This is a genomic window from Ferviditalea candida (genome assembly GCF_035282765.1).
Lineage (GTDB): Bacteria > Bacillota > Bacilli > Paenibacillales > KCTC-25726 > Ferviditalea > Ferviditalea candida.
Genome location: NZ_JAYJLD010000006.1, coordinates 1 through 22,807, shown reverse-complemented (window position 1 = coordinate 22,807; position 22,807 = coordinate 1). Strand labels below are relative to the sequence as shown.

21 protein-coding genes are annotated in these 22,807 nt (G+C 50.1%); all 21 read left to right on the top strand.

Annotated elements, in window-relative coordinates:
* Positions 1 to 38: 38 nt before the first annotated feature.
* The 21 genes from VF724_RS05645 (at position 39) to VF724_RS05545 (ending at position 22,563) form a co-directional block, all read left to right on the top strand.
* Positions 39 to 581 carry a hypothetical protein gene (locus VF724_RS05645; protein WP_371753253.1) on the top strand — a complete coding sequence of 181 codons (543 nt, stop codon included), beginning with the start codon at positions 39 to 41 and terminating at the stop codon, positions 579 to 581.
* Positions 574 to 1,071, top strand: coding sequence for a hypothetical protein (locus VF724_RS05640; RefSeq protein ID WP_371753252.1), 498 nt, complete (start codon positions 574 to 576; stop codon positions 1,069 to 1,071). Before VF724_RS05645 ends, VF724_RS05640 begins: the two co-directional genes overlap by 8 nt.
* A 188-nt stretch (positions 1,072 to 1,259) precedes the next feature.
* A complete protein-coding gene (gene rpsB / locus VF724_RS05635; protein WP_371753251.1) occupies positions 1,260 to 1,955 on the top strand; it encodes a 30S ribosomal protein S2 in 696 nt (231 codons plus the stop codon).
* A gap of 124 nt (positions 1,956 to 2,079) precedes the next feature.
* A complete protein-coding gene (gene tsf, locus VF724_RS05630; RefSeq protein WP_371753250.1) occupies positions 2,080 to 2,730 on the top strand; it encodes a translation elongation factor Ts in 651 nt (216 codons plus the stop codon).
* 109 nt (positions 2,731 to 2,839) lie between these two features.
* Positions 2,840 to 3,568 (top strand): UMP kinase, encoded by a 729-nt coding sequence (pyrH, locus tag VF724_RS05625; protein ID WP_371753249.1) that lies wholly within the window; start codon positions 2,840 to 2,842, stop codon positions 3,566 to 3,568.
* On the top strand, positions 3,568 to 4,122 hold the full coding sequence (gene frr, locus VF724_RS05620) for a ribosome recycling factor (protein WP_371753248.1): 555 nt from the start codon (positions 3,568 to 3,570) through the stop codon (positions 4,120 to 4,122). Before pyrH ends, frr begins: the two co-directional genes overlap by 1 nt.
* Before the next feature lie 29 nt (positions 4,123 to 4,151).
* Complete coding sequence (gene uppS / locus VF724_RS05615) at positions 4,152 to 4,916, top strand: undecaprenyl pyrophosphate synthase (RefSeq protein WP_371753247.1); 765 nt, start codon at positions 4,152 to 4,154, stop codon at positions 4,914 to 4,916.
* A 35-nt stretch (positions 4,917 to 4,951) separates the two neighbouring features.
* Positions 4,952 to 5,746 (top strand): phosphatidate cytidylyltransferase, encoded by a 795-nt coding sequence (locus tag VF724_RS05610; protein WP_371753246.1) that lies wholly within the window; start codon positions 4,952 to 4,954, stop codon positions 5,744 to 5,746.
* A 25-nt stretch (positions 5,747 to 5,771) separates the two neighbouring features.
* Positions 5,772 to 6,911, top strand: a complete 1,140-nt coding sequence (locus tag VF724_RS05605; protein WP_371753245.1) for a 1-deoxy-D-xylulose-5-phosphate reductoisomerase — start codon at positions 5,772 to 5,774, stop codon at positions 6,909 to 6,911.
* Positions 6,912 to 7,076: 165 nt separating this feature from the next.
* Positions 7,077 to 8,333, top strand: coding sequence for an RIP metalloprotease RseP (rseP, locus tag VF724_RS05600; protein ID WP_371753244.1), 1,257 nt, complete (start codon positions 7,077 to 7,079; stop codon positions 8,331 to 8,333).
* A gap of 45 nt (positions 8,334 to 8,378) precedes the next feature.
* Entirely contained in the window at positions 8,379 to 9,827 is a 1,449-nt protein-coding gene (proS, locus tag VF724_RS05595) for a proline--tRNA ligase (RefSeq protein ID WP_371753243.1), read from the top strand.
* 90 nt (positions 9,828 to 9,917) lie between these two features.
* Complete coding sequence (locus VF724_RS05590) at positions 9,918 to 14,246, top strand: PolC-type DNA polymerase III (RefSeq protein ID WP_371753242.1); 4,329 nt, start codon at positions 9,918 to 9,920, stop codon at positions 14,244 to 14,246.
* Between the two features lie 188 nt (positions 14,247 to 14,434).
* Entirely contained in the window at positions 14,435 to 14,896 is a 462-nt protein-coding gene (gene rimP, locus VF724_RS05585; RefSeq protein WP_371753241.1) for a ribosome maturation factor RimP, read from the top strand.
* Between the two features lie 51 nt (positions 14,897 to 14,947).
* On the top strand, positions 14,948 to 16,048 hold the full coding sequence (nusA, locus tag VF724_RS05580; protein ID WP_371753240.1) for a transcription termination factor NusA: 1,101 nt from the start codon (positions 14,948 to 14,950) through the stop codon (positions 16,046 to 16,048).
* A 97-nt stretch (positions 16,049 to 16,145) separates the two neighbouring features.
* Positions 16,146 to 16,457 (top strand): RNase P modulator RnpM, encoded by a 312-nt coding sequence (gene rnpM / locus VF724_RS05575; RefSeq protein WP_371753239.1) that lies wholly within the window; start codon positions 16,146 to 16,148, stop codon positions 16,455 to 16,457.
* The gene (locus tag VF724_RS05570) at positions 16,414 to 16,773 is read left to right on the top strand and encodes a L7Ae/L30e/S12e/Gadd45 family ribosomal protein (RefSeq protein ID WP_371753382.1); all 360 of its coding nucleotides are present in this window, start codon (positions 16,414 to 16,416) and stop codon (positions 16,771 to 16,773) included. The genes rnpM and VF724_RS05570 overlap by 44 nt, the downstream gene beginning before the upstream one ends.
* Complete coding sequence (gene infB / locus VF724_RS05565; protein ID WP_371753238.1) at positions 16,766 to 19,327, top strand: translation initiation factor IF-2; 2,562 nt, start codon at positions 16,766 to 16,768, stop codon at positions 19,325 to 19,327. The genes VF724_RS05570 and infB overlap by 8 nt, the downstream gene beginning before the upstream one ends.
* Before the next feature lie 6 nt (positions 19,328 to 19,333).
* The gene (gene rbfA / locus VF724_RS05560; RefSeq protein WP_371753237.1) at positions 19,334 to 19,690 is read left to right on the top strand and encodes a 30S ribosome-binding factor RbfA; all 357 of its coding nucleotides are present in this window, start codon (positions 19,334 to 19,336) and stop codon (positions 19,688 to 19,690) included.
* Entirely contained in the window at positions 19,687 to 20,691 is a 1,005-nt protein-coding gene (locus tag VF724_RS05555; protein ID WP_371753236.1) for a DHH family phosphoesterase, read from the top strand. The genes rbfA and VF724_RS05555 overlap by 4 nt, the downstream gene beginning before the upstream one ends.
* Before the next feature lies 1 nt (position 20,692).
* Complete coding sequence (gene truB, locus VF724_RS05550) at positions 20,693 to 21,595, top strand: tRNA pseudouridine(55) synthase TruB (RefSeq protein WP_371753235.1); 903 nt, start codon at positions 20,693 to 20,695, stop codon at positions 21,593 to 21,595.
* 23 nt (positions 21,596 to 21,618) lie between these two features.
* Positions 21,619 to 22,563: a bifunctional riboflavin kinase/FAD synthetase gene (locus tag VF724_RS05545; protein ID WP_371753234.1), complete on the top strand. Its 945-nt coding sequence runs from the start codon at positions 21,619 to 21,621 to the stop codon at positions 22,561 to 22,563.
* Positions 22,564 to 22,807 lie beyond the last annotated feature (244 nt).

The following is a 22,807-nucleotide window of genomic DNA, read 5'->3' as shown; positions in this document are numbered from 1 at the left end:
AAATCCAAAGATATTCTCAGTAAAGGAGGAGCCCATGTATGGAACCGTGGATGTTGATTGTCCTGCTGGGAGCGGTAATCATCATTTATGCTTTGCTGCGTGCCCCCAAAAACCTCATGCACAACCGTGCCGACATGACAGGAGAAATTGAGCAGACGCTGGACGCGTTCGCGCTTCAATTGGAGGAGGAGAATCAACAGCTTCTCAGAACGATCGGCGGGATGAAACAGGAATATGAAAAGCTGGCCCATAAATTGATGGACCGGATGAACGGATTGGAAAAGCAAGTCAGCGAACTTGCCGAACGCGCCGCTTCATTAGAGAAGCCGGGGTGCCTCAAGGAGGATGCGATTGTCGAGTCAAGGCCGCCAATCGAGCCCATATCGGAGCCGATATCCGGATCCGGGCCGGAAGAGGATCGGATTAGCCAGTCCGCCATAAAGGGGCGCTATAAAGAGATTATTGATTATTATGAAATTGGAAAATCAATTGAATTCATTGCCAAGAAAATGGGCATGAACAAAGGCGAAATACAGTTGATTATTCAATTAGCCAAGCAGGAGGAGCAGTTCCGTGCATAAAAATCGCTTGTTCCTGAATGGATTGGGGTTGGGATTGATCGCAGGCGCGCTGCTTCTTCAACTGATGAACTCCGTGCCGTCATCGGACAAGGAGGCTTTGATTCCGCAGCAAACCGCAAACGCCACTCCTCAGATGGATTTGAACGAGATTAAAGCCCGCGCGGGTGAACTGGGTCTTCATGTCTTCGATAAGGATGAAAAAATATACACAGAGGTCGAATTGCAGGATCAACTGGAAAAATCTAAACGGGAAGCGATTCAATCCCTGTCTCCGCAAACTCGCTGGGTTTTTGCAATTTCAGCGGGCATGAGCGCGTATAAAATTGCCGACATGCTGATAAGCATGCAGATCATTGAAGACACAAACGCGTTTATAGCGGAAATAAAGTCGCAAAATCTAGGCTCGAAAATCAGGGCCGGTATTTACACATTTGACCAAAAACCGACCATGGCCGAACTGATTGACAAGATAACCGGCGATCGCAACTGAAGAGGGCGAACATTGTTGCCGACTCTTTTCATGGTCTTGCAACGGCAATTCACTTGTGGTATATTAGTTGACGGTGTTAATACACACGCCAACGGATTTAGACAAGGGTGCTTTCCGTTTGGAAAGTCTTGTGTTAGGGATGAAATTGGCGGAGGAACTAAACCAAACGAAAGAGGAGGTGAGTGAAGATGGCGGTAATTTCCATGAAACAGCTTTTGGAAGCCGGGGTGCATTTCGGACATCAAACCCGTCGCTGGAATCCTAAAATGGATCGTTACATCTTCACCGAAAGAAACGGTATTTACATCATTGACCTGCAAAAAACGGTCAAAAAAGTGGAAGAGGCTTACAACTTCGTCAAATCGATCGCTGAGAACAACGGTTCGATCATGTTTGTGGGAACGAAGAAACAAGCTCAGGAATCTGTAGCCGAAGAGGCTGAACGCTGCGGGATGTATTATGTCAATCAAAGATGGCTTGGCGGTACGCTGACGAACTTCGAAACCATTCAAAAGCGGATTGACCGACTTCACCAGCTGGAGAGAATGGAAGAGGACGGAACCTTCTCCGTGCTCCCGAAAAAAGAAGTCATCCTGCTCAACAAGGAAAAAGCTCGTCTCGAGAAATTCCTCGGCGGCATAAAAGGCATGAAAAAACTGCCTGATGCGCTGTTTATCATTGACCCGCGCAAGGAAAGAATCGCTGTGGCGGAAGCTCGCAAGCTGGGCATCCCGATTGTCGGGATTGTCGATACAAACTGCGATCCGGATGAAATCGACTATGTGATTCCTGGCAACGACGACGCGATTCGTGCGGTTAAGCTTTTGACATCCAAGATGGCTGATGCTGTCATCGAAGCCCATCAGGGCGAACAAACAGCCTGATTAAATTGAGAATATGAATGAGGAACTGGAAAAAGGGTGGTTTGAAGGCGCTTATTGCCTATCACCACCCTTTTTTTAAGGGCTATCGAACACTACATAATTCGAATTTGAGGAGGTATTAAACATGGCTGTTACAGCAGCAATGGTAAAGGAGCTTCGTGAAAAAACGGGTGCGGGAATGCTCGATTGCAAAAAGGCGTTGGAGGAAACCGGCGGTGATATGGAAAAAGCAATTGAGGTTCTCCGCAAGAAAGGCTTGGCGGCAGCGGCCAACAAAGCAGGCCGTATCGCGACCGAAGGGCTTGTTGAATCCTATATTCACGGCGGTGGAAGAATCGGCGTGCTGGTCGAAGTCAACTGTGAAACGGATTTTGTGGCCAAGACGGATTCGTTCCGGGAATTTGTCAAGGACATTGCGATGCAGATTGCCGCAAGCAGCCCGCGCTATGTAAGCCGCGAGGATGTGAATCCGGCGGATTTGGAAAAAGAAAGAGCATTTTTGAAAGAGCAAGCGTTGAATGAAGGAAAACCGGCCAACATTGTGGAAAAAATGGTGGAAGGCCGCCTCAGCAAGTACTATGAAGAATTTTGCCTGCTTGAACAGCAATTCATCAAAGATCCGGACAAGACCATTAGTCAGCTGCTGAATGAAAAAATTTCCCAGATCGGTGAAAACATCTCCATTCGCCGTTTCGTTCGTTTTGAACTGGGCGAAGGCCTTGAAAAGAAACAGGATAATTTTGTTGAAGAAGTCATGGCACAAATCAAAAAATAAACCGCTATAAGATGGGACACCTCCGTGTTCCTTCTTTTTTAAAGCGTATATTATCTATTCAGATCGTTCTAGCGGATGAGCATGTTTCCTGATCGAAGGGGGTAAAAGGATGAAACAGCCGATTTTCAAACGGATCATCTTAAAGCTTAGCGGAGAAGCGTTGGCCGGCCAACAAGGATATGGAATCGATGCGGATGTCATCTCATCCATTGCCGAGCAGGTGGAAGAAGTCGTCGCCTTAAACGTCCAGGTCGCCATCGTCGTAGGCGGAGGCAATATTTGGAGGGGGATTTCCGGCAGCGCCAAAGGTATGGACAGGGCAACGGCCGATTATATGGGAATGCTGGCAACCGTGATGAACTCCCTGGCCCTCCAAAGCGCTTTGGAGAAGATAGGGGTTCCGACCCGCGTACAGACATCGATTGAAATGCAGCAGGTTGCCGAGCCTTATATTAGAAGAAGAGCGATTCGCCATTTGGAAAAGGGGCGTGTCGTCATTTTTGCCGGCGGCACGGGAAACCCGTATTTTTCCACAGATACCACAGCTGCATTGCGGGCAGCGGAGATTGAAGCGGAAGTCATTTTGATGGCGAAAAACAAAGTCGATGGCGTTTATTCGGCGGATCCGTTCCTGGATGTCCATGCGGAAAAATTCGAGACCCTCACCTATTTGGAGATGCTGAACAAAAATTTGGGTGTCATGGATTCCACCGCATCATCGCTCTGCATGGATAACGATATCCCGTTGATTGTATTTTCCATAACCGAGAAAGGCAATATCAAGCGAGCCGTTATCGGCGAAAAAATTGGTACTACCGTGAAAGGGAGTGTTGATTGATGCCGCAGACTGTCATGAAAAATACGGAAGAGCGCATGGAGAAGGCTATAGCATCCTTGAAAAAAGATTTGGCCGCGCTGAGGGCCGGCCGGGCTACTCCCGCGCTGCTGGACAGGGTTCAGGTGGATTACTACGGAACCATGACTCCGGTGAATCAGCTCGCCAGTATTAATGCTCCGGATTCGCGCACGCTGATGATTCAGCCATGGGATAAAACCGCATTAAACGATATCGAAAAAGCCATACTTAAATCTGATCTCGGCGTGACCCCCAGCAACGACGGAAGCATGATTCGGATCGTCCTGCCGATGCTTACCGAGGAAAGGCGTGCAGAATTGGTGAAAATGTCCAAGAGGTATGGGGAAGAAGCGAAGGTTGCAATCCGGAACATTCGCCGGGATGCTAATGATGACATCAAGAAACTGGAGAAAACAACGATATCCGAGGATGAATCAAGACGATATCAAGATGACATTCAGAAATTGACGGATAAATTTGTGGCTGAAATCGACAAAACCTTAATCGCAAAAGAAAAGGAAATCATGGAAGTATAACACCGCGGTTCTTGTATGGGGGATCAGGAATGATTGGACGATTTTTGAAAAGCTTCCGAAGGAACGAAGAAATCGATTGGAATTCCCTGAGCAAAGAAAAAATTCCCGAACATGTCGCGGTGATCATGGACGGAAACGGCCGATGGGCGAAACGCCACGGGCTTCCGAGAATTGCCGGCCACAGGGCCGGAATGGAGACGGTCAAAAAAATCATCAAGGCTGCCGATCGTTTGGGAGTTAAGGTGTTAACGCTTTATGCTTTTTCCACAGAAAACTGGAAAAGGCCGAAAGAGGAAGTCGATTTCCTGATGAAGCTTCCGCAGGAGTTTTTGTTGATCGAGCTTGATGAGCTGATAGCTCGGAATGTTCAGGTCCGGATGATGGGTTGGAAGGAAGACCTTCCGGCTCATACGCTCAAAGCTGTGGAAGAAGCGGTTAAAAAAACGGAGCACAACACCGGATTGATTTTGAATTTTGCTCTGAATTACGGAAGCCGCCGGGAAATGATCGAAGGTTTTAAAAAAATGGCCGGTGAGATCCAAAGCGGCAGATTGAGCATTGATCAGATTGCGGAAGAGCAATTTCCCAAATATCTCCACACCGGCCGGCTGCCGGATCCGGATTTGATGATACGGACCAGCGGCGAACAAAGAATCAGCAATTTTATGCTTTGGCAGTTGGCTTATACCGAACTATGGTTTACTGATGTTTTTTGGCCGGAATTCACGGAACAGCATTTCTATCAGGCAATCAGGGATTATCAGCATCGGGGAAGACGATACGGCGGCCTCTAGAGAAGTCCGGATTCATCAGTGATGGAGGAATCGATTTGAAGCAGCGAATCACAACAGGAATCTTGGCCGGTGCCGGTTTCTTAGTATTATTATATTTGGGCGGCGCTTGGTTTGCTCTGATCATTTCCGTGCTGGCGTTAATCGGATATTATGAATTCATCAGCATGATGAAATTGCGGCATACCGATCCTGCGTCAATCATTGGTTATCTCTCCATAGCATTTTTAGTGATTCCCCGATCCCAAGAATCCCATGCTCTCGGAATTTTCTCCTTCGAGACGGGGATATGGGCCATGATGGTTTTGTTTCTGTTGGCAACCGTAGTGACCAAAAACCGGACGAACGTCCATGATGTGTCGATCCTGTTTTTGGGCACGCTGTACATAGGAACCGGATTTCATTTCATGGGATTGACCCGTTCCCTGGAACACGGTCTTTTTTGGACGCTGCTCGTATTTGCCTGCATATGGGCAACCGATTCAGGCGCTTATTTTACAGGCTGGGCCATCGGAAAAAGACTTCTTTGGCCTTCCATCAGTCCCAAAAAAACGGTGGAAGGGGCGGTTGGAGGGATTCTGTTTTCCGTTGTGACGGCAATCGGATTTTCCCTGTATTCCCCTGATCTGCTTTCTGTTCGTCAGGCGCTGCTGATCGCTGTTCTGGCATCGATATTCAGCCAGCTTGGAGATTTTGTGGAATCGGCTTTGAAGCGTTCACAAGGAGTGAAGGATTCCGGCACGATTTTGCCCGGTCATGGGGGTATTTTGGATCGCGTAGACAGCTGGCTGTTTGTTTTTCCGATGGTTCATTTGTTTGCGCTGTTATCGTGATTTTCAATATGAGGTGGGCAATGAGATGAAACGGATCTCCATTTTGGGCTCGACCGGCTCGATTGGAACACAGGCTTTGGATGTCATTGCCAAGCATCCCGACGGCTTTCGGGTGGAAGGCTTGGCTGCCGGCTCGAACCTTGAGGTGCTGATCAGGCAAATCCGGCAGTTTCGGCCGCGCAAAGTATCTGTGGCCACGCGTCAGCTTGCGGACGAATTGAAGCTGGCCGTCGCCGGAGATGTTGAAATATATTCGGGTGATGAGGGTCTTCTGGAAATTGCGGCAGGAACGGATGCCGATATGGTCATCACGGCATTGGTAGGCAGTCAGGGACTGAAATCTACGCTCGCCGCAATTGAGGCCGGCAAACAGATCGGTTTGGCCAATAAGGAAACCTTGGTGAGCGGCGGCCATTTGGTCATGGAGCTGGCCGCGCGGAATCGCGTCGGCATTCTGCCGATCGATTCGGAGCATTCCGCGATTTTTCAATGCTTGAACGGGGAGGCGCGAACGGACGCATCGCGGATTATCCTGACGGCTTCCGGAGGAGCCTTCCGCGACCGTACGAGAGAGCAGTTGAAAGGGGTTACCGTCGAGCAGGCGCTTCGCCATCCGAACTGGTCGATGGGGGCGAAGATTACAATCGATTCCGCAACCATGGTCAATAAGGGATTGGAAGTCATTGAAGCGCACTGGTTGTTCGGCATGGATTACCGGCAAATCGATGTCGTCCTGCATCCGGAAAGCATCGTTCATTCCATGGTTGAATTTGCCGACACCAGCGTTATCGCCCAATTGGGCACTCCGGATATGCGCGTGCCCATCCAATATGCGCTGACTTATCCGGAAAGGCTTCCTTCGCCCGGCAAACGATTGGATTTAACGACAGTCGGCTCGCTGCATTTTCGCCAGATGGATGAAGAACGCTTTCCCTGCTTGAAGCTGGCCTATGAATGCGGCAGAGCGGGAGGAACGGCCACTGCGGTATTCAACGCCGCCAATGAAATGGCGGTTGCCAGGTTCCTTCGCCGGGAAATCGAGTTTTTACAAATCGAAGATATTATACGGCAAGTGGTTGACCGGCACCAAACCGTTTCCGTTCCGCAGCTGGAGGAAATTCTGGAAGCGGATCGGTGGGCGCGTTCGGTAGCGGCCTCATTATAGAAGCTTTGTCCTGATTTTTGTTTCGTTTCGTTTTCATGTAGAATAATAGCTGTAACTGAACCCATCTGTTTTTCTTGTGTTAACGGAAGGAATAATGTTACTCTAAGGACAATACATCTGAGATATCAGTCTTTATTTGCTGGTATAAAAGGAGGCCGCTGAGAATTGTTTAGTCCTCAGGTGATATTTTTAACGGTACTGGTCTTTTTTCTTCTGGTCGGCATTCACGAATTCGGGCATTTTTACTTTGCCAGACGGGCCGGTATTCTCGTAAGGGAGTTTGCGATCGGCTTCGGTCCCAAGCTTTTTTCATATAGAAAAAACGAAACCAGATATACCATCAGGTTGCTCCCGTTGGGCGGATATGTAAGAATGGCCGGCGAGGATCCGGAGGTTGTAAGCGTCAATCCGGGACAAAGCGTAGCCTTGAAGGTGCAGGACGGACAGGTCACCCGTCTGTTTGTGGATCAGTTGGATATGCGCACGGATGTCTACCGCGGAATTGTCGACAGCTTGGATCTGGAAAAAAAATTACGGATTACGTTGGAGGCGGAAGGGTCGCTGCTGTCGTTTCCTGTCCATCCGCAGGCGCAAATTGTGTCCAAGGGGACGGAAACCCAAATCGCGCCGTTAAACCGACAGTTTGGCAGCAAAACGGTCGGTCAGCGGGCAATGGCGATTTTTGCCGGTCCGATGATGAATTTCCTGCTGGCTTTTATTTTGTTCCTCATATTTTCGTGGATGACTGGAATTCCCGAACATGTTCAATTGTCTAAAGTGCTGCCGAATTCCGCTGCGGCGGCGGCAAAGCTGCAGCCGAATGACGTTATCCTTTCGATTGAGGGGAAATCGATCGGCGCTGACACGGAAAAGATGATCCAAATGATCTCGTCCTCCGCCGGAAAAGAAATGGTTTGGCAGGTACGGCGGGGGGATGCCGTTCAACTGGTCAATATTACGCCGCAGGACCAAAACGGAAGAGGGATGGTCGGCATCGAAATTCGCCTGCTGTCGCGCAAAGCGAGTCCGCTGGAAATCGTGCAAGGCGCGGGCGAGTCGATGGCTTTCTTTACGCAGGAAATCTTCAAGGGTCTGCAAAAATTGGTGTCTCTTCAGGTGAAGATGGATGATCTGGGAGGTCCCGTCCGGATGGTCGAAGTGACCGGGCAGGTGGCCAATATGGGCATCGTCTATCTGGTCAAATGGGCGGCGCTGCTCAGTCTGTACCTCGGCATTTTCAATCTTCTGCCTTTTCCGGCGCTGGACGGGAGCCGATTGATCTTTATCGGCATTGAAGCGCTGCGGGGCAAACCGGTCGATCCGGCCCGGGAGAGCATGGTCCACTTCATCGGCTTTGCCATGCTGATGCTGCTGATGCTTGCGGTCACTTATAACGATATACTCCGGTTGTTCAAGGGATAGACGGGCCGCATCCCGTTGATTCACGCTTTTATTCAGGAGGTTTGTATGTCCAAGGAAAAACAATTTGTCAAAGAAATCACACCGCAAAATGAAGATTTTTCACGCTGGTATATCGATGTCATCCGAAAAGCCGATTTGATGGATTATGCTCCGGTGAAAGGCTGCATCGTCTTTAAACCGGACGGATATGAACTGTGGGAATTATGTCAGCGGGAGCTTGACGCCAGGTTCAAGGAAACCGGACATCGCAACGCCTATTTTCCGCTGTTCATTCCTGAAAGCTTTTTTATGAAAGAAAAGGAGCATGTCGAAGGCTTTAATCCCGAGCTGCCTTGGGTAACGGAAGCCGGCGGCGAAAAGCTGGAGGAAAGGCTGGCCATCCGGCCGACCTCGGAAACCATCATCGGACACATGTATTCCAAGTGGATTCAGTCCTACAGGGACCTACCGCTGATGATCAATCAGTGGGCGAATGTGGTGCGCTGGGAAAAACGCACGCTGCCGTTTCTTCGGACAAGCGAGTTTTTGTGGCAGGAAGGCCATACCGCGCACGAGACGGAGGACGAAGCTCGCCGCGAAACGATGCAGATGCTGGAAATTTACCGCAATTTTGTGGAGGGGTTTTTGGCGATTCCGGTTATCGTCGGGCAGAAAACGCCTTCCGAGAAATTTGCCGGAGCCGTGGACACCTATTCGATTGAAGCGATGATGAAGGACGGCAAGGCGGTTCAAGCCGGAACCTCCCATTACCTTGGACAAAATTTTGCCAAAGCCTTCGACATCAAATACCTGGACCGCGAGAATCAACAGCAGCATGTGTTTACCACATCCTGGGGAGTAAGCACCCGGCTGATCGGAGCGATCATCATGGTGCACGGCGACGACCGCGGTTTGGCTCTGCCGCCTAAAGTGGCTCCGACCCAGGTCATCATGATTCCGATCGGGCCGGCCAAAACCAGGGATCAGGTTGTGGACAGAACCTATGAGCTCCAGAAGCAATTAAAGGATGCCGGGATTCGTGTGCGGGTCGATGATCGACCGGATCAGAGCCCGGGCTGGAAATTCAACGAATATGAAATGCGCGGCATACCGATCAGATTGGAGTTGGGGCCCCGCGATTTGGAGAATGGACAGACTGTGCTTGTAGCCAGAACGGGCGGAGAAAAGCGGATCGTCTCGCAAGAGAAGCTTGTGGAGGAAGTCGGCAGAATGCTGGACGAAATTCAGCAGAATATGTTCATACAGGCCAAAGCATTTATGGATTCGCATTTTTATTCGGTGGACACTTTGGATGAAATGAAGCAGCGGATCCAGCAGGAGCGAGGATTTTTCCTGGCCGGCTGGTGCGGCTCGGAAGCCTGCGAGCATCAGGTCAAAGAGGAGACGGGAGCAACCAGCAGAAATATTCCGTTTGAAGTGAAAGAGCATAAGACGAAATGCTTGGTCTGCGAGGAATCTGCGAAGCATACCGTGGTATTTGCAAAAGCGTATTAATTTCGAACATAAAGGCAAATGGAATGCAGACTCCCTTTGCCTTTTCTGTTTCGAAGCTAGGAAGAAACGGTTGGGTTTGGGGGGAAATCCGTGAGCAATTTGGCAGAAAAAAGGAATCGTTTCGAGCTCTTGATGCAGCAAGCGCAAATTCCGACGGACATGATCGATTCGTTTTTCTCCGACGGTTACATCGAGAAAGTGGAATGCAGCCGCTCCAACAGGGAATGGACCTTTTACTTACATAAGGACGTTCTGCTCCCGAGCAATATATACAGTACATTTCTCAAACTGATTCAAACGAAGTTTTCGCATATCGCGGAAATTCGCTTTGTGGTGGAATTTTCCGACCGTGTTACGGATCAAGAGCTGGTTGAAGGCTACTGGGACTATTTTATCCAATGGGTTCAGCAGAAAATTCCGTCCGTCAACGGTTGGCTCAGCAAAGCGGCGAAGGAGGTCTCGCACAGATCCGTTCGAATTTCTTTATTGGACTCCAATGTGCTGGAATTGGCCTACAAGAAAAAAATCGACGAATGGATTCAGAGGTTTTTTTCGACTCATTTCCGCAGGGAATATCGGATCGATTTCTCGGTCAGCGAGGACAGCACTGCGCAATATGAGCAATTCGCCAAACAGATCGAGCAGGAAGAACGAACGGCGCTGCAGGAAATGATGTCCGCGGCTCCGGAGGCGGAACAGGGCAAGCAGGCGCAGGAACGCGTCGAGCTGATGATGGGTTATGTCATCAAGGAAGATGCCGTTCCGATTCAAAATATTCAGGAAGAGGAAAAGCGTCAGATCATACAGGGAACCGTGTTCGCATTGGAAACCAAGGAGCTCAAAAACGGCAGTACGCTGTTTCAGTTCAATGTGACCGATTTCACCGATTCCATCAGCGTCAAATGCTTTGCCAGAAGCAAGGATGACGTGAAGGTGCTCAGCCTGCTGGAGAACGGAAAATGGATCAAGCTCAGGGGAAAAGTGGAATATGATAAATTTCTGCCTGTCCCGGAACTGGTCATGATTCCAAACGATATCAACGAAATTCTGCCGATGGCGCAGCGTTCGGACAATGCCGAAACAAAACGGGTGGAATTTCACCTGCATACGAACATGAGCACGATGGACGCAATCTCGTCGGTCGACCAATACATCAAAACCGCCGCCAAATGGGGACACAAGGCGATAGCCGTTACCGATCACGGAGGGGTACAGGCGTTTCCCGAAGCGCACAAAGCGGAGAAAAAATACGGCATCAAGGTGATCTACGGGCTTGAAGCCAATGTGGTGAATGATTCCATCCCGATCGTGATGAATCCCGAGGACCGGATGTTGGCGGATGCCGAATATGTCGTATTCGACGTGGAAACGACCGGCTTATCCGTGCTGAACAGCAGGCTCATCGAAATTGCCGGGGTCAAGATGAAGGAAGACAAAGTGATCGACCGCTTCGCCAGCTTTGTGAATCCGCATCAAAGTATCCCCTATAACATCACCCAGCTGACAAATATCACCGATGATATGGTCAAAGACGCCCCGGAAGTGGAAACCGTTATCCCGCAATTTATCGATTTTATCGGAAATGCGGTGCTTGTGGCGCACAATGCCCGTTTTGACATGGGCTTTCTGCAGGCGGCATGCAAAAATCTGGGGCTTCCCGAAATCCTCAATCCGGTATTGGATACATTGGAGCTCGCTCGATTCTTGTATCCTTCGCTGAAGAACCACCGTCTCAACACGCTTGCGGACAAGCTGAAGGTCAGTTTGGAGAATCACCACCGGGCGATTGACGACGCGGAGGCGTTGGGACATATTTTGTTCCATTTAATCAAGGAAGCAGGCGAACGCAATATCGTCAATCTGGCCTCGCTGAATGATTTTGTCGGTCAGGATTTGTCCAACGCCCGGCCGTTTCACTGCACTATTTATGCAAGGAATCTCGCCGGCAAAAAAAATCTGTTCAAGCTGGTGTCGCTTTCCCATACCGACTACTTCCTGAAAGTTCCGCGTATTCCAAAGAGCAAATTGGCGGAGTTGCGCGAAGGGCTGATCATCAGCTCGGGATGCGAGAAGGGCGAATTTTTTGAAACGGTGCTCAACAAGTCCGAGGAAGAGGCGGAGCAGGTTGCCGAGTTTTATGATGTGCTGGAGATTCAGCCCATCGGGGTCAATATGCATCTCGTCGAAAAAGGGGTGGTTCCCGGACGGGAGCAGCTGGAGCAGGCGAACCTGCTGATCGTGCAAATCGGCAGGAAGCTGAACAAACCGGTGATTGCCACAGGGAATGTGCATTATTTGGATCCGTACGAGAAGATTTGCCGGGATATCACGATTCACGGAATTACCGGATTCAGTCCGTTGAAGGATATCAAGAAGCCCGACGTACATCTGCGTACGACCGAAGAGATGCTGCAGGAATTCGCCCATCTCGGGGAGCAGACGGCGTTTGAGGTTGTCGTGAGCAATACGGACAAGCTAGCGGACGAATTTGAGAGCTTCGAAATGTTTCCCAAAAAAGGGGGGCCGACCGACAACGGTCTGTTCTCTCCAATCATTGAGGGGGCCGATGAAGAGATCCGCACCAAATGCTATGATACAGCTTCGCGGATTTACGGAGAGCCGCTGCCGGAAATCGTGGTTGCGCGTCTGGAAAAGGAGCTTGCCCCGATTATCAAATACGGATTTTCGGCCAACTATCTGATCTCCGAAAGACTGGTCAAAAAATCCAACGAGGACGGTTATTTGGTCGGCTCAAGGGGATCGGTCGGTTCCTCGTTCGTCGCGACGATGCTGGGAATCTCCGAGGTCAACCCTTTGCCGGCGCATTATATTTGCGGGCAATGCCGGTACAGCGAATGGTTTACCGACGGCAGCATTCCCAGCGGTTTCGATCTGGAGGACAAAGATTGTCCGAAGTGCGGGAGCAAACTAAAAGGGGAAGGACAGGATATCCCGTTCGAAACGTTTCTCGGCTTTAAAGGGGACAAGGTTCCCGATATCGACCTGAACTTTTCGGGTGAATATCAGCCGCATGCGCATAATTATACCAAGGTGCTGTTCGGCGAGAAGAATGTGTTCCGGGCCGGAACGATCGGCACGGTGGCGGAAAAAACCGCTTACGGGTTTGTCAAGAAATTCGAGGAGGACCATGCCAAGCGCATGAGAAACGCGGAGGCTTCCCGTTTGGCGGCCGGCTGCACGGGGGTCAAACGAAGCACGGGACAGCATCCCGGCGGCATCGTCGTAGTGCCGGACTACATAGAGGTGGAGGATATCACCCCCGTTCAGTATCCCGCTGACGATACGAGCTCTGAGTGGAAAACCACCCACTTTGACTATCACGCGTTCGACGCGAATTTGTTGAAGCTGGACATTCTTGGACACGATGATCCGACGATGATGCGTATGCTTCAGGATTTGACCGATGTCGATCCGACGACGATTCCGATGAACGATCCGGAGGTAATGAGCATTTTCAGCTCAACGGAAGCTTTGAAGGTAACGCCGGAGCAAATCCGCACGCCGGTTGCCACTTACGGTATTCCCGAGATGGGCACGAAATTCGTCCGGCAAATGCTTCAGGAAACCGTTCCGAAAAGCTTCGCCGATCTGCTGCAAATTTCCGGGCTTTCCCATGGAACCGGAGTCTGGCTGGGCAATGCCCAGGAACTGATCCGCAGCCAGATCTGCACGATCAAGACGGTGATCGGCTGCCGCGACGACATCATGCTGTATCTGATATACAAAGCGGGAATGGAAGCGGGGTTGGCTTTCCAGATTACGGAGAGCGTACGGAAAGGGAAGGGTTTGAAGGACGAATGGATAGTAGAAATGAAAAATCATAACGTCCCGCAATGGTACATTGATTCCTGTCAGAAAATCGAGTATATGTTCCCGAAGGCGCATGCTGCGGCGTATGTCATTTCAGCGGTGCGGACCGCTTACTACAAGGTGTACCATCCGATCGCCTTTTACGCGACCTATTTCAGCGTCCGGGGGGTGGATGATTTCGATGTGGAATTGTTCTGCCGGGGATATGATGCGATCTTCAAAAAGCTCGTTGAAATTGAAGATAAAGGATTTCAGGCCACGGCGAAGGAAAAGGGCATGATTTCGATTCTGGAGATGGCGCTGGAAATGACCGCGCGCGGATTCTCGTTCAAGGGGATTGATCTGTACCGATCGGCAGCCGATCGGTTCATCATCGACGGAGATGCGCTGATTCCGCCGTTTGCGGCGATTCCGGGCATAGGCGTGAATGCGGCCAAGAATATTGCCGCAGCAAGGGAAGCAGGGGATTTTCTATCCGTTGAAGATTTCCAGACAAGAGCCAAAGCGAGCAAAACGGTGGTTGAAATACTGGGAGGCATGGGGTGCTTTAGGGGAATGCCGGAATCGAACCAGCTATCCTTGTTTTAATTTATTGACAAGCGCCACTTGTAAGCTTTTTACTCCTATGCTATAATACACTATAGATTTCTGTTGTTTTTCGATGATATGCAAGCGGCCAAGAGAGTGGGGAGACCCACTCTTTACATTTTGCCGTGAGTGGTATGGCGATAAACGGAACATTTTAGCGGAAGTGAATTTTCAAGGGGGGGCGTGTTTTGAGTAAGCAGACAATCAAGTCTGCAGTGGAACAATTGGTTCAACCGATTGTGGATGCGGCAGGCTTTGAATTGGTCGACGTGGAGTATGTCAAGGAAGGCAACAACCGTTTCCTGCGGGTTTACATTGATAAAGAAGGCGGCATCGATATCGAGGATTGCAGCAGAGTCAGTGAAGCGTTGAGCGGAAAGCTGGACGAAGTCGATCCGATTCCCGATGCTTATATTCTTGAGGTGTCCTCACCCGGTGCAGAGCGTCCGCTTAAGAAAGCGCAGGACTACCACAAGGCGGTTGGCAAAAACGTATGGGTTACCACATATGAGCCTGTCGACGGAATGAAGGAGTTTGAAGGTGAGCTGCTTCAATTTGATGAAATCAATCTCGTCATTTTGGCGGGCAAGAAACAGCATGTGATTCCGTTTGACAAAATCGCCGGCGCCAGATTGGCGATTGTCTTGTGATGGGCCATACAGAAACAGTCTAATTTATTGGAAGGGGGAACTCATCTCGTCATGAACATGGATTTTTTTGAAGCGTTGTCGGAAATCGAACGGGAAAAAGGGATCAGTAAAGACATTCTTATTGAGGCGATTGAAGCCGCATTGATTTCCAGCTACAAGCGGAATTTCAACACAGCGCAAAACGTCAGGGTCGATATTAACAGACAAACGGGTTCAATCAAGGTTTACGCAAGAAAAACGGTGGTTGAGGAGTGCCTTGATCCCCGGTTGGAAATTTCTTTGGATACCGCCAAGGAAATCAACCCCAATTATTTATTGGGGGATATCGTGGAAATTGAGGTAACGCCCAAGGACTTTGGAAGAATCGCCGCGCAGACTGCCAAACAGGTAGTCACTCAGCGCATCCGCGAAGCGGAGCGAGGCTTGATTTATGAAGCGTTTGTCGACAAAGAGGAAGATATTGTCACCGGGATTGTCCAAAGGCAGGATCAGCGCAACGTTTATGTCGATCTCGGCAAGGTGGAAGCGATTTTGCCTTTGAACGAACTGATGCCGACAGACCGTTTCACCCATGGAGACCGGGTAAAAGCGTATATTACCAAGGTGGAGAACACGACCAAGGGTCCGCAAATTTTGCTGTCAAGGACTCACCCGGGATTGCTGCGCCGCCTGTTTGAGCTGGAAGTTCCCGAAATCTTCGACGGAGTTGTGGAAATTCGCTCAGTGGCAAGGGAAGCGGGCTATCGTTCCAAAATCGCCGTGTATTCCCGCAATCCTGAGGTCGATCCGGTGGGTGCGTGCGTAGGCAGCAAAGGGGCGCGCGTGCAAACGATCGTCAATGAATTAAATGGCGAAAAAATCGATATTGTGCATTGGTCCGAGAATGTTGAAGAATATGTCGCCAATTCATTGAGCCCGGCAAAGGTGCTGGAAGTCGAGGTCATGGAAGATCAGAAGGTGGCCAGAGTCATTGTTCCTGATTACCAATTGTCGCTTGCCATCGGCATCAGAGGCCAAAACGCACGGCTGGCGGCGAAGCTGACGGCTTGGAAAATTGATATCAAAAGCGAATCGCAGGCCGAAGAGGAGCTTGGCCGGCTCAAATCGGATAATCATCAGCAGGAGCCGGATTCGAACGATACTTTTGTTTGATTCTTTTCCCATTGAAATATTTTTTGATTGAAGTGAATTTTCAAGATAGATCGCCGGTTTGAACAAGGTTTGTCGCGATCGGGCTGGAGGGATGAAGTTGAAAGCTAGACGGGTGCCGCTGCGCAAATGCGTGGCCTGTCAGGAAATGATGCCCAAAAAAGAGCTGATTCGAATTGTCAGAACACCGCAGGAAGAAGTCATGATCGACCTGACCGGCAAAAAGTCCGGCAGAGGCGCTTATCTGTGTGGCAAGGTGGCCTGTTTCAAACTGGCTAAAAAGAACAGGGCTCTGGACAAAGCGCTCAAGCACGAGGTCAGCCCGGAAATTTACGAACAGTTGGAGCTTGATTTCATTCGTGTCGAAGATGAATTTCATGAAACCAAAGACGGGATGGATGATGAAGGATAAATTGCTCTCTTATTTGGGGCTTTGTCTGAAAGCCGGAAAGCTGGCAACGGGAGATGAAGGGGCGCTGAAGGCGGTGCGTTCGGGGCAGGCGCGGCTGGTTCTGTTGGCAGAAGACGCATCTGAGAATGCGAAGAAAAAATACAGGGACAAATGCGGGTTTTACCGCATTCCTCTCGTTGAAGTTTTGAGTCGCGCGGAATTGGGAAGCAGCTTGGGGAAAAAGGATCGGGTAGTCGTAGCCGTACTGGATACCGGATTTGCCGATTTGATCCTGAAGAGCCTGAATAGATCTTCGGAGGTGGATAAGATTGACTAAGCAGGATAACAAAGATAAGTTGAGAGTTTATGAATATGCCAAGTCACTGAACATGAGCAGCAAGGAAATCATCACGATCTTAAAAAGAGTGAATATACCTGTGAACAATCATATGAGCGTGATGGAACCGGAAGCGGTGGAAGCGGTGGAACGATTCTTTCATGAAATCAAATCTAACGCGGCTGCGAAACGGGCAGCCAACGAAGGCGGCGGTTTTACGGGGGCGAAGCCGGCAAAGCCGCCGCAGCAGGCAAGCGCTGTTCCGACCGCGTCGGTGAGACCGCAGCAGGCTGGCGCTGTTCCGACTGCGCCGGTGCGGCCGCCGCAGCAGGCGCAGGCAGCCGAACCCCAGACGTCTGTTGCGGAGAACAACAGACCCGGCAAGCCCGATGAAAAAACACAGGCTTTTTCCCCCTCGACCAGATCGGCAGGACAACAACCGTCTGCAGCGAAACAACGCCAGGATCATAATAATAAACCGAAGCCGGCAACGCCGCAAAGAAACGCAAGGCAGGAAGCGGTGCGAAGCAAACCGGAGCATGCTAACAAACAGACGCCTCCCCCTGTTTCTCCGGGGAAAACAGTGGTAAAAAAAGACAATACATTTGATGAAGAAGCCGGAGTAAATTTGAATTCAACCAAGGGAAAAACTACGAAAAAAACGAAATCAAACGAAAAAAGGTTTGACGATAACCGGGCGAACGGATCGAAGAATATTCCGATGAAGCCGGGCGGCAGAACCCATGGTAAAGGAAAGAACAAGTATCAGCAGCAGGCGCCGCAGAAACCGAAGGTCGACAATACTCCGAAAAAAATCATTGTCAGAGGCAATATGACGGTCGGGGAACTGGCCAAGGCCCTGCATAAGGATGCGTCCGAAGTCATTAAAAAGCTGCTATTTCTCGGCGTCATGGCCACGATTAATCAGGAATTGGAGCTGGATGCGATCCAGCTGATAGCAGATGAATATAAAGTGGAAGTCGAAATTAAAATTCCTGTGGATGAGGACAATTTCGAAAGCGTCGAAGAAACCGACGATCCGGCTGATTTGACTGAACGCCCTCCGGTCGTCACGATTATGGGACACGTCGACCACGGGAAAACGACCCTGCTTGACGCGATTCGCCATACCCGCGTGACCGAGGGAGAAGCCGGCGGAATCACACAGCATATCGGCGCTTATCAAGTCGAAATCAACGGCAAAAAAATTACGTTTTTGGATACGCCGGGTCATGAAGCGTTCACGACGATGCGAGCAAGAGGCGCTCAAGTTACGGACATCACGATTCTGGTAGTCGCTGCCGATGACGGCGTCAAGCCGCAGACCGTTGAGGCGATCAACCATGCCAAGGCGGCTAAAGTTCCGATTATCGTTGCGGTAAACAAAATTGACAAGCCGGATGCGAATCCCGATAAAGTCAAGCAGGAGCTTACGGAATATGGTCTGGTTCCCGAAGAATGGGGCGGAGACAACATCTTTGTCAATGTTTCAGCCAAGCAGCGCACCGGAATCAATGAAATTCTGGAAATGATCCTGCTGGTGGCGGAAGTTCAGGAATTGAAGGCTAACCCGAACAAACGCGCCAGAGGAACGGTTATCGAAGCTGAGTTGGATAAAGGCAGAGGGCCAGTCGCCACCGTGCTCATTCAGTCAGGTACGTTGAATGTGGGAGATGCCTTCGTTGCCGGGGTCTGCTTCGGACGCGTCCGGGCAATGGTCAACGACAAGGGCCGAAGAGTCAAAGAGGCGCTGCCTTCCACGCCGATTGAAATTACCGGGCTTACGGAAGTTCCGCGGGCCGGCGATCCGTTCATCGTGTTTGAGGACGAACGCAAAGCCAGGGAAATTGCCGATCGCAGGGGAATCAAGCTGCGTCAATCGGAATTGAACGCCAACAAGCGCGTGACGTTGGACGATCTTTACCAGCACATCAAAGAAGGCGAAATGAAGGGCTTGAATGTCATCATAAAAGCTGACGTTCAGGGTTCCGTCGAAGCTTTGAAGGGTTCATTGGAGAAAATCGATGTTGAAGGCGTCCGCGTCAATATTCTTCACACGGGTGTCGGCGCAATTACGGAGTCGGATATCATTCTGGCCTCGGCCTCCAATGCCATCATTATCGGCTTCAACGTCAGACCGGAAGCCGCAGCCAAAGCGGTGGCCGAACAGGAAAAAGTCGATATCCGTCTGCACAGGGTCATCTACAATGTAATAGATGAAATTGAAGCGGCCATGAAAGGGATGCTCGATCCTGAATATAAGGAAAACGTCATCGGTCATGCAGAGGTCCGCAATGTGTTCAAAATCAGCAAGGTTGGCAACATTGCCGGATGCATGGTCACTTCGGGAAAAATAACCCGATCTGCGGAAGTGCGCTTGATCCGCAACGGAATCGTCGTTTTTGAGGGCAAGATCGATTCCCTGAAGCGCTTCAAGGATGATGCGAAAGAAGTAGCCCAAGGATACGAATGCGGTATCACTTTGGACCGATACAACGATATTAAAGAGGGAGACATTATTGAGGCTTTCGTCATGGAAGCCGTTGAGAGGTGATGTTCGATGTCCAAAATCCGAGTTGGGAGAGTCGGCGAACAGATCAAGAAAGAACTCAGTATCATCCTGCAAACGGAATTTAAAGACCCTCGAATCGGATTTGTGACCGTTACCGGGGTTGATGTAACGAACGATTTGTCCCAGGCCAAAGTGTATCTCAGCGTACTGGGAAGCGACGAGCAAAAAGAAGAAACGCTAAGAGCGTTGGCCCAGGGCAAAGGCTTTCTGCGTTCCGAGGTGGGGCGCCGCATCCGCTTGCGTCATACGCCGGAGCTTATTTTTAAGTTTGATACGTCGATTGAATACGGAAGCAAAATCGAGGATTTGCTTCATAAAATTAACAGCGGGGAAACGAATGTATGAAGGAGAATGTTCGATCGTCGGGATGGTCTTATCAGGAACAGTTGAAGGCAGCGGGTGAATTCATTTTGCAGCACGACGATTTTCTGGTGGTTTCCCATATTCAACCGGACGGGGACGCCGTCAGCTCCACCTGTGCTGTGGGACTGCTTTTGGGAAAATTGAATAAACGTTACACAATGATGAATGAAGGCGCGATACCCGATAAATTCCACATGCTTGATGGAAGCGACCGTGTGATCGAATATGCCTCAGCCGGACCGACGGAGACTTATCAGACCGTGATTACGGTCGATTGTGCGGATTTTTCCAGAGTGGGTGAAGTGAAAAACCTGTTTGCCGATCAAGCGGCTCTCTTGAATATCGATCACCATCCGACGAACGATTATTTTGGGTCCCTGCAGCTGATCAAGGAGGATGCTGCGGCGACCTGTGAAATCCTGTACGACCTGATTGAACAGCTGCAGGTGGACTGGGACAAGCCCTTGGCAGAATGCGTCTATACCGGTTTGCTGACCGATACCGGCGGCTTTCGGTATTCCAATACATCCTCCAAGGTTATGGAAATTGCCTCCAGGCTGCTTGGCTATGAAGTGAATGGCCACCTTCTTGCCGAGCAGCTGCTTGAAAAAGTATCTTTATCGCACATTTTGCTGCTGAAAAAAGCGCTTCATACCTTGTCATTCGATAAGCGCAACCAAATCGGGTACATGATCGTCACACTGGAAGACATGCGGGACACTCAGGCCAAAACAGATGACTTCGAAGGACTGGTCAATTATCCGATTAACATCGATGGCGTTGAAGTAGGGCTGCTTTTCAGGGAAGTGGATGCGGATACGGTAAAATGCAGCCTGCGCTCGGCCGGCAAGGTGGATGTGTCGAAGCTGGCCAAGGAATTTGGCGGGGGAGGACATGTCAGGGCCGCCGGGACAACGCTCAGAATGCCGCTTGAGCGTGCGGTGGAATCCGTGATCGAGAGAGTAAAAAAGGAGCTGCCGTAATTTGGACGGGGTAATCGTGATGATGAAGCCTGCCGGATGGACTTCTCACGACGTTGTCGCCAAAGCGAGACGTATATTGGGGATCAAGCGGATCGGGCATACCGGCACATTGGATCCGGAGGTTACAGGTGTGCTGCCGTTGTGCATCGGTCGGGCAACAAGATTGGTCGAATATATTCAAGATCTGCCGAAGGAATATGCCGCCGAGCTGACGATCGGTTATGCCACCGATACGGAAGACACATCGGGGAATATCGTCGAGAAATCGGACCGGGTCTCGGTAACAAGGGAGAAAGCGGAAGCCGTTCTACGGTCGTTCGTCGGTGCAATTGAACAAACTCCGCCCATGTATTCCGCAGTAAAGGTGAACGGGAAAAGATTGTATGAATGGGCCCGCCAAGGCAAAGAAGTGGAGCGAAATTCGCGAAAGGTTCATATCTATGAAATCGAATTACTGGAATTTCAGCATAGCTTTCCATATCCGAAGATCAGATTTCGGGTGAAATGTTCCAAAGGGACTTATATCCGCACTTTGTGCAAAGATATCGGTCAAGCGCTGGGATATCCCTCCGTAATGTCAGGCTTGGTTCGGACGACGACCGGCAATTTCCGCTTGGAGCAATGCATCACCATTGAGCAACTGGAGCAAATCGTTGAAAGAGGCGAGCTTGCCGCCAGTCTGATACCGCCCGATCAAGCGGTCAAGCATTTTCCACAGGTTACTGTCGCAGAAGCTTTTGTGCAAAAAGCGTTGAATGGACAGAAGCTCCCTTTATCGGCATTGGGAAATTTTCCCGCTGAAGGCGGCAAAGCCAGGCTTTATACGGAACAGTTGGTTTTCTTGGGCATATATGATATTCGTTCTGAGGATTCCGCGGCCGTACCTCTGAAACTGTTTCATTAGGCTTTTTGATGGAAGGTGAGAACTTGAGGATCATCCGATTAACTTATCCTTTTCAACCTAAAGAGCTTGAGTTTCTCGACTCGCGACATATATTAACCATAGGTTATTTTGACGGTGTGCACTTGGGGCATCAGGCATTAATCAACCGGACGAAGGAGTTGGCAAGGCTCCGCAACCTTCCTTCTTCGATTATGACGTTTCATCCCCATCCGAGGGAAGTGCTCGGTCATGTCAAAAATGCCCGTTACATTACGCCGTTTAACGAAAAACTGAAGCAATTTGAGCGTCTGGATGTCGATCATACGTTTATCCTGACGTTTGATGATGTATTGTCAAAGCTGAGTCCCGAGGCATTCATCGATCAGGTCCTCATTCCTTTAAGGGTGGATTCCGTTGTGGTCGGCTTCAATTTCACATTCGGTCATCTGGGAAAAGGGACTACGGATTTGCTGCGTGATTATGCCGGGGAACGCTTTGACGTTTCGGTGGTGCGGCCTGTTCATCTGGACGACGTACGCGTCAGCAGCACGCTGATTCGCGAGCAACTGCACAGCGGCCATATGCAGACAGTCCGCGATTTATTGGGGCGGCCGTATCACGTAACCGGGAACGTGGTGCAGGGTGAAGGCCGCGGACATACGATCGGAATACCGACTGCCAATCTTAAGCTGGACGCACCCTATGCGCTTCCCCCCAACGGCGTTTATGCCGTAAGGGTAATCCTGGAAGGCAGCGTTTATCAGGGTGTTCTGAATATCGGCAGGAAGCCGACTTTTCATGAATCCTTCCAGACCTCGCTGGAAGTGCATATCTTTGATTTTTCCCGGACGATATACGGACAAAGATTGGATATCGAATTTCAAGCCTTCCTCAGGGAAGAACGCAAATTTGCCTCGCCCGGACAGTTGGTCGAACAAATCCGTAGGGATATGGAACAGGCAAAAACACTGCTTGGCAGCCTGCAATGATGTGTGAAAGAATGGATATTTACTTGCGCATGCATAATATGGTATACTATTATTTGTTGTCACGAGATGACACTTTGCTTGAACCGCTGCTCGGATATTCGGGTTCTCCGCCGATTTCTGGGCTGACGGCGATTACTTATTTTAAGGAGCTATTCCTGTAATGAATTAAAATGCGGTTTGCAAAACAAAAAGCGCCTCCTGTATGCTGGGTCATGGAATGCTGTACATTCACTGCCCTAATTAA

Coding starts and splice junctions, on each gene's coding strand:
- VF724_RS05645 (WP_371753253.1), top strand. CDS start 39: ATGGAACCGTGGATGTTGATTGTCCTGCTGGGAGCGGTAATCATCATT.
- rpsB (WP_371753251.1), top strand. CDS start 1,260: ATGGCGGTAATTTCCATGAAACAGCTTTTGGAAGCCGGGGTGCATTTC.
- tsf (WP_371753250.1), top strand. CDS start 2,080: ATGGCTGTTACAGCAGCAATGGTAAAGGAGCTTCGTGAAAAAACGGGT.
- pyrH (WP_371753249.1), top strand. CDS start 2,840: ATGAAACAGCCGATTTTCAAACGGATCATCTTAAAGCTTAGCGGAGAA.
- frr (WP_371753248.1), top strand. CDS start 3,568: ATGCCGCAGACTGTCATGAAAAATACGGAAGAGCGCATGGAGAAGGCT.
- uppS (WP_371753247.1), top strand. CDS start 4,152: ATGATTGGACGATTTTTGAAAAGCTTCCGAAGGAACGAAGAAATCGAT.
- VF724_RS05605 (WP_371753245.1), top strand. CDS start 5,772: ATGAAACGGATCTCCATTTTGGGCTCGACCGGCTCGATTGGAACACAG.
- proS (WP_371753243.1), top strand. CDS start 8,379: ATGTCCAAGGAAAAACAATTTGTCAAAGAAATCACACCGCAAAATGAA.
- nusA (WP_371753240.1), top strand. CDS start 14,948: ATGAACATGGATTTTTTTGAAGCGTTGTCGGAAATCGAACGGGAAAAA.
- VF724_RS05570 (WP_371753382.1), top strand. CDS start 16,414: ATGAATTTCATGAAACCAAAGACGGGATGGATGATGAAGGATAAATTG.
- rbfA (WP_371753237.1), top strand. CDS start 19,334: ATGTCCAAAATCCGAGTTGGGAGAGTCGGCGAACAGATCAAGAAAGAA.
- VF724_RS05555 (WP_371753236.1), top strand. CDS start 19,687: ATGAAGGAGAATGTTCGATCGTCGGGATGGTCTTATCAGGAACAGTTG.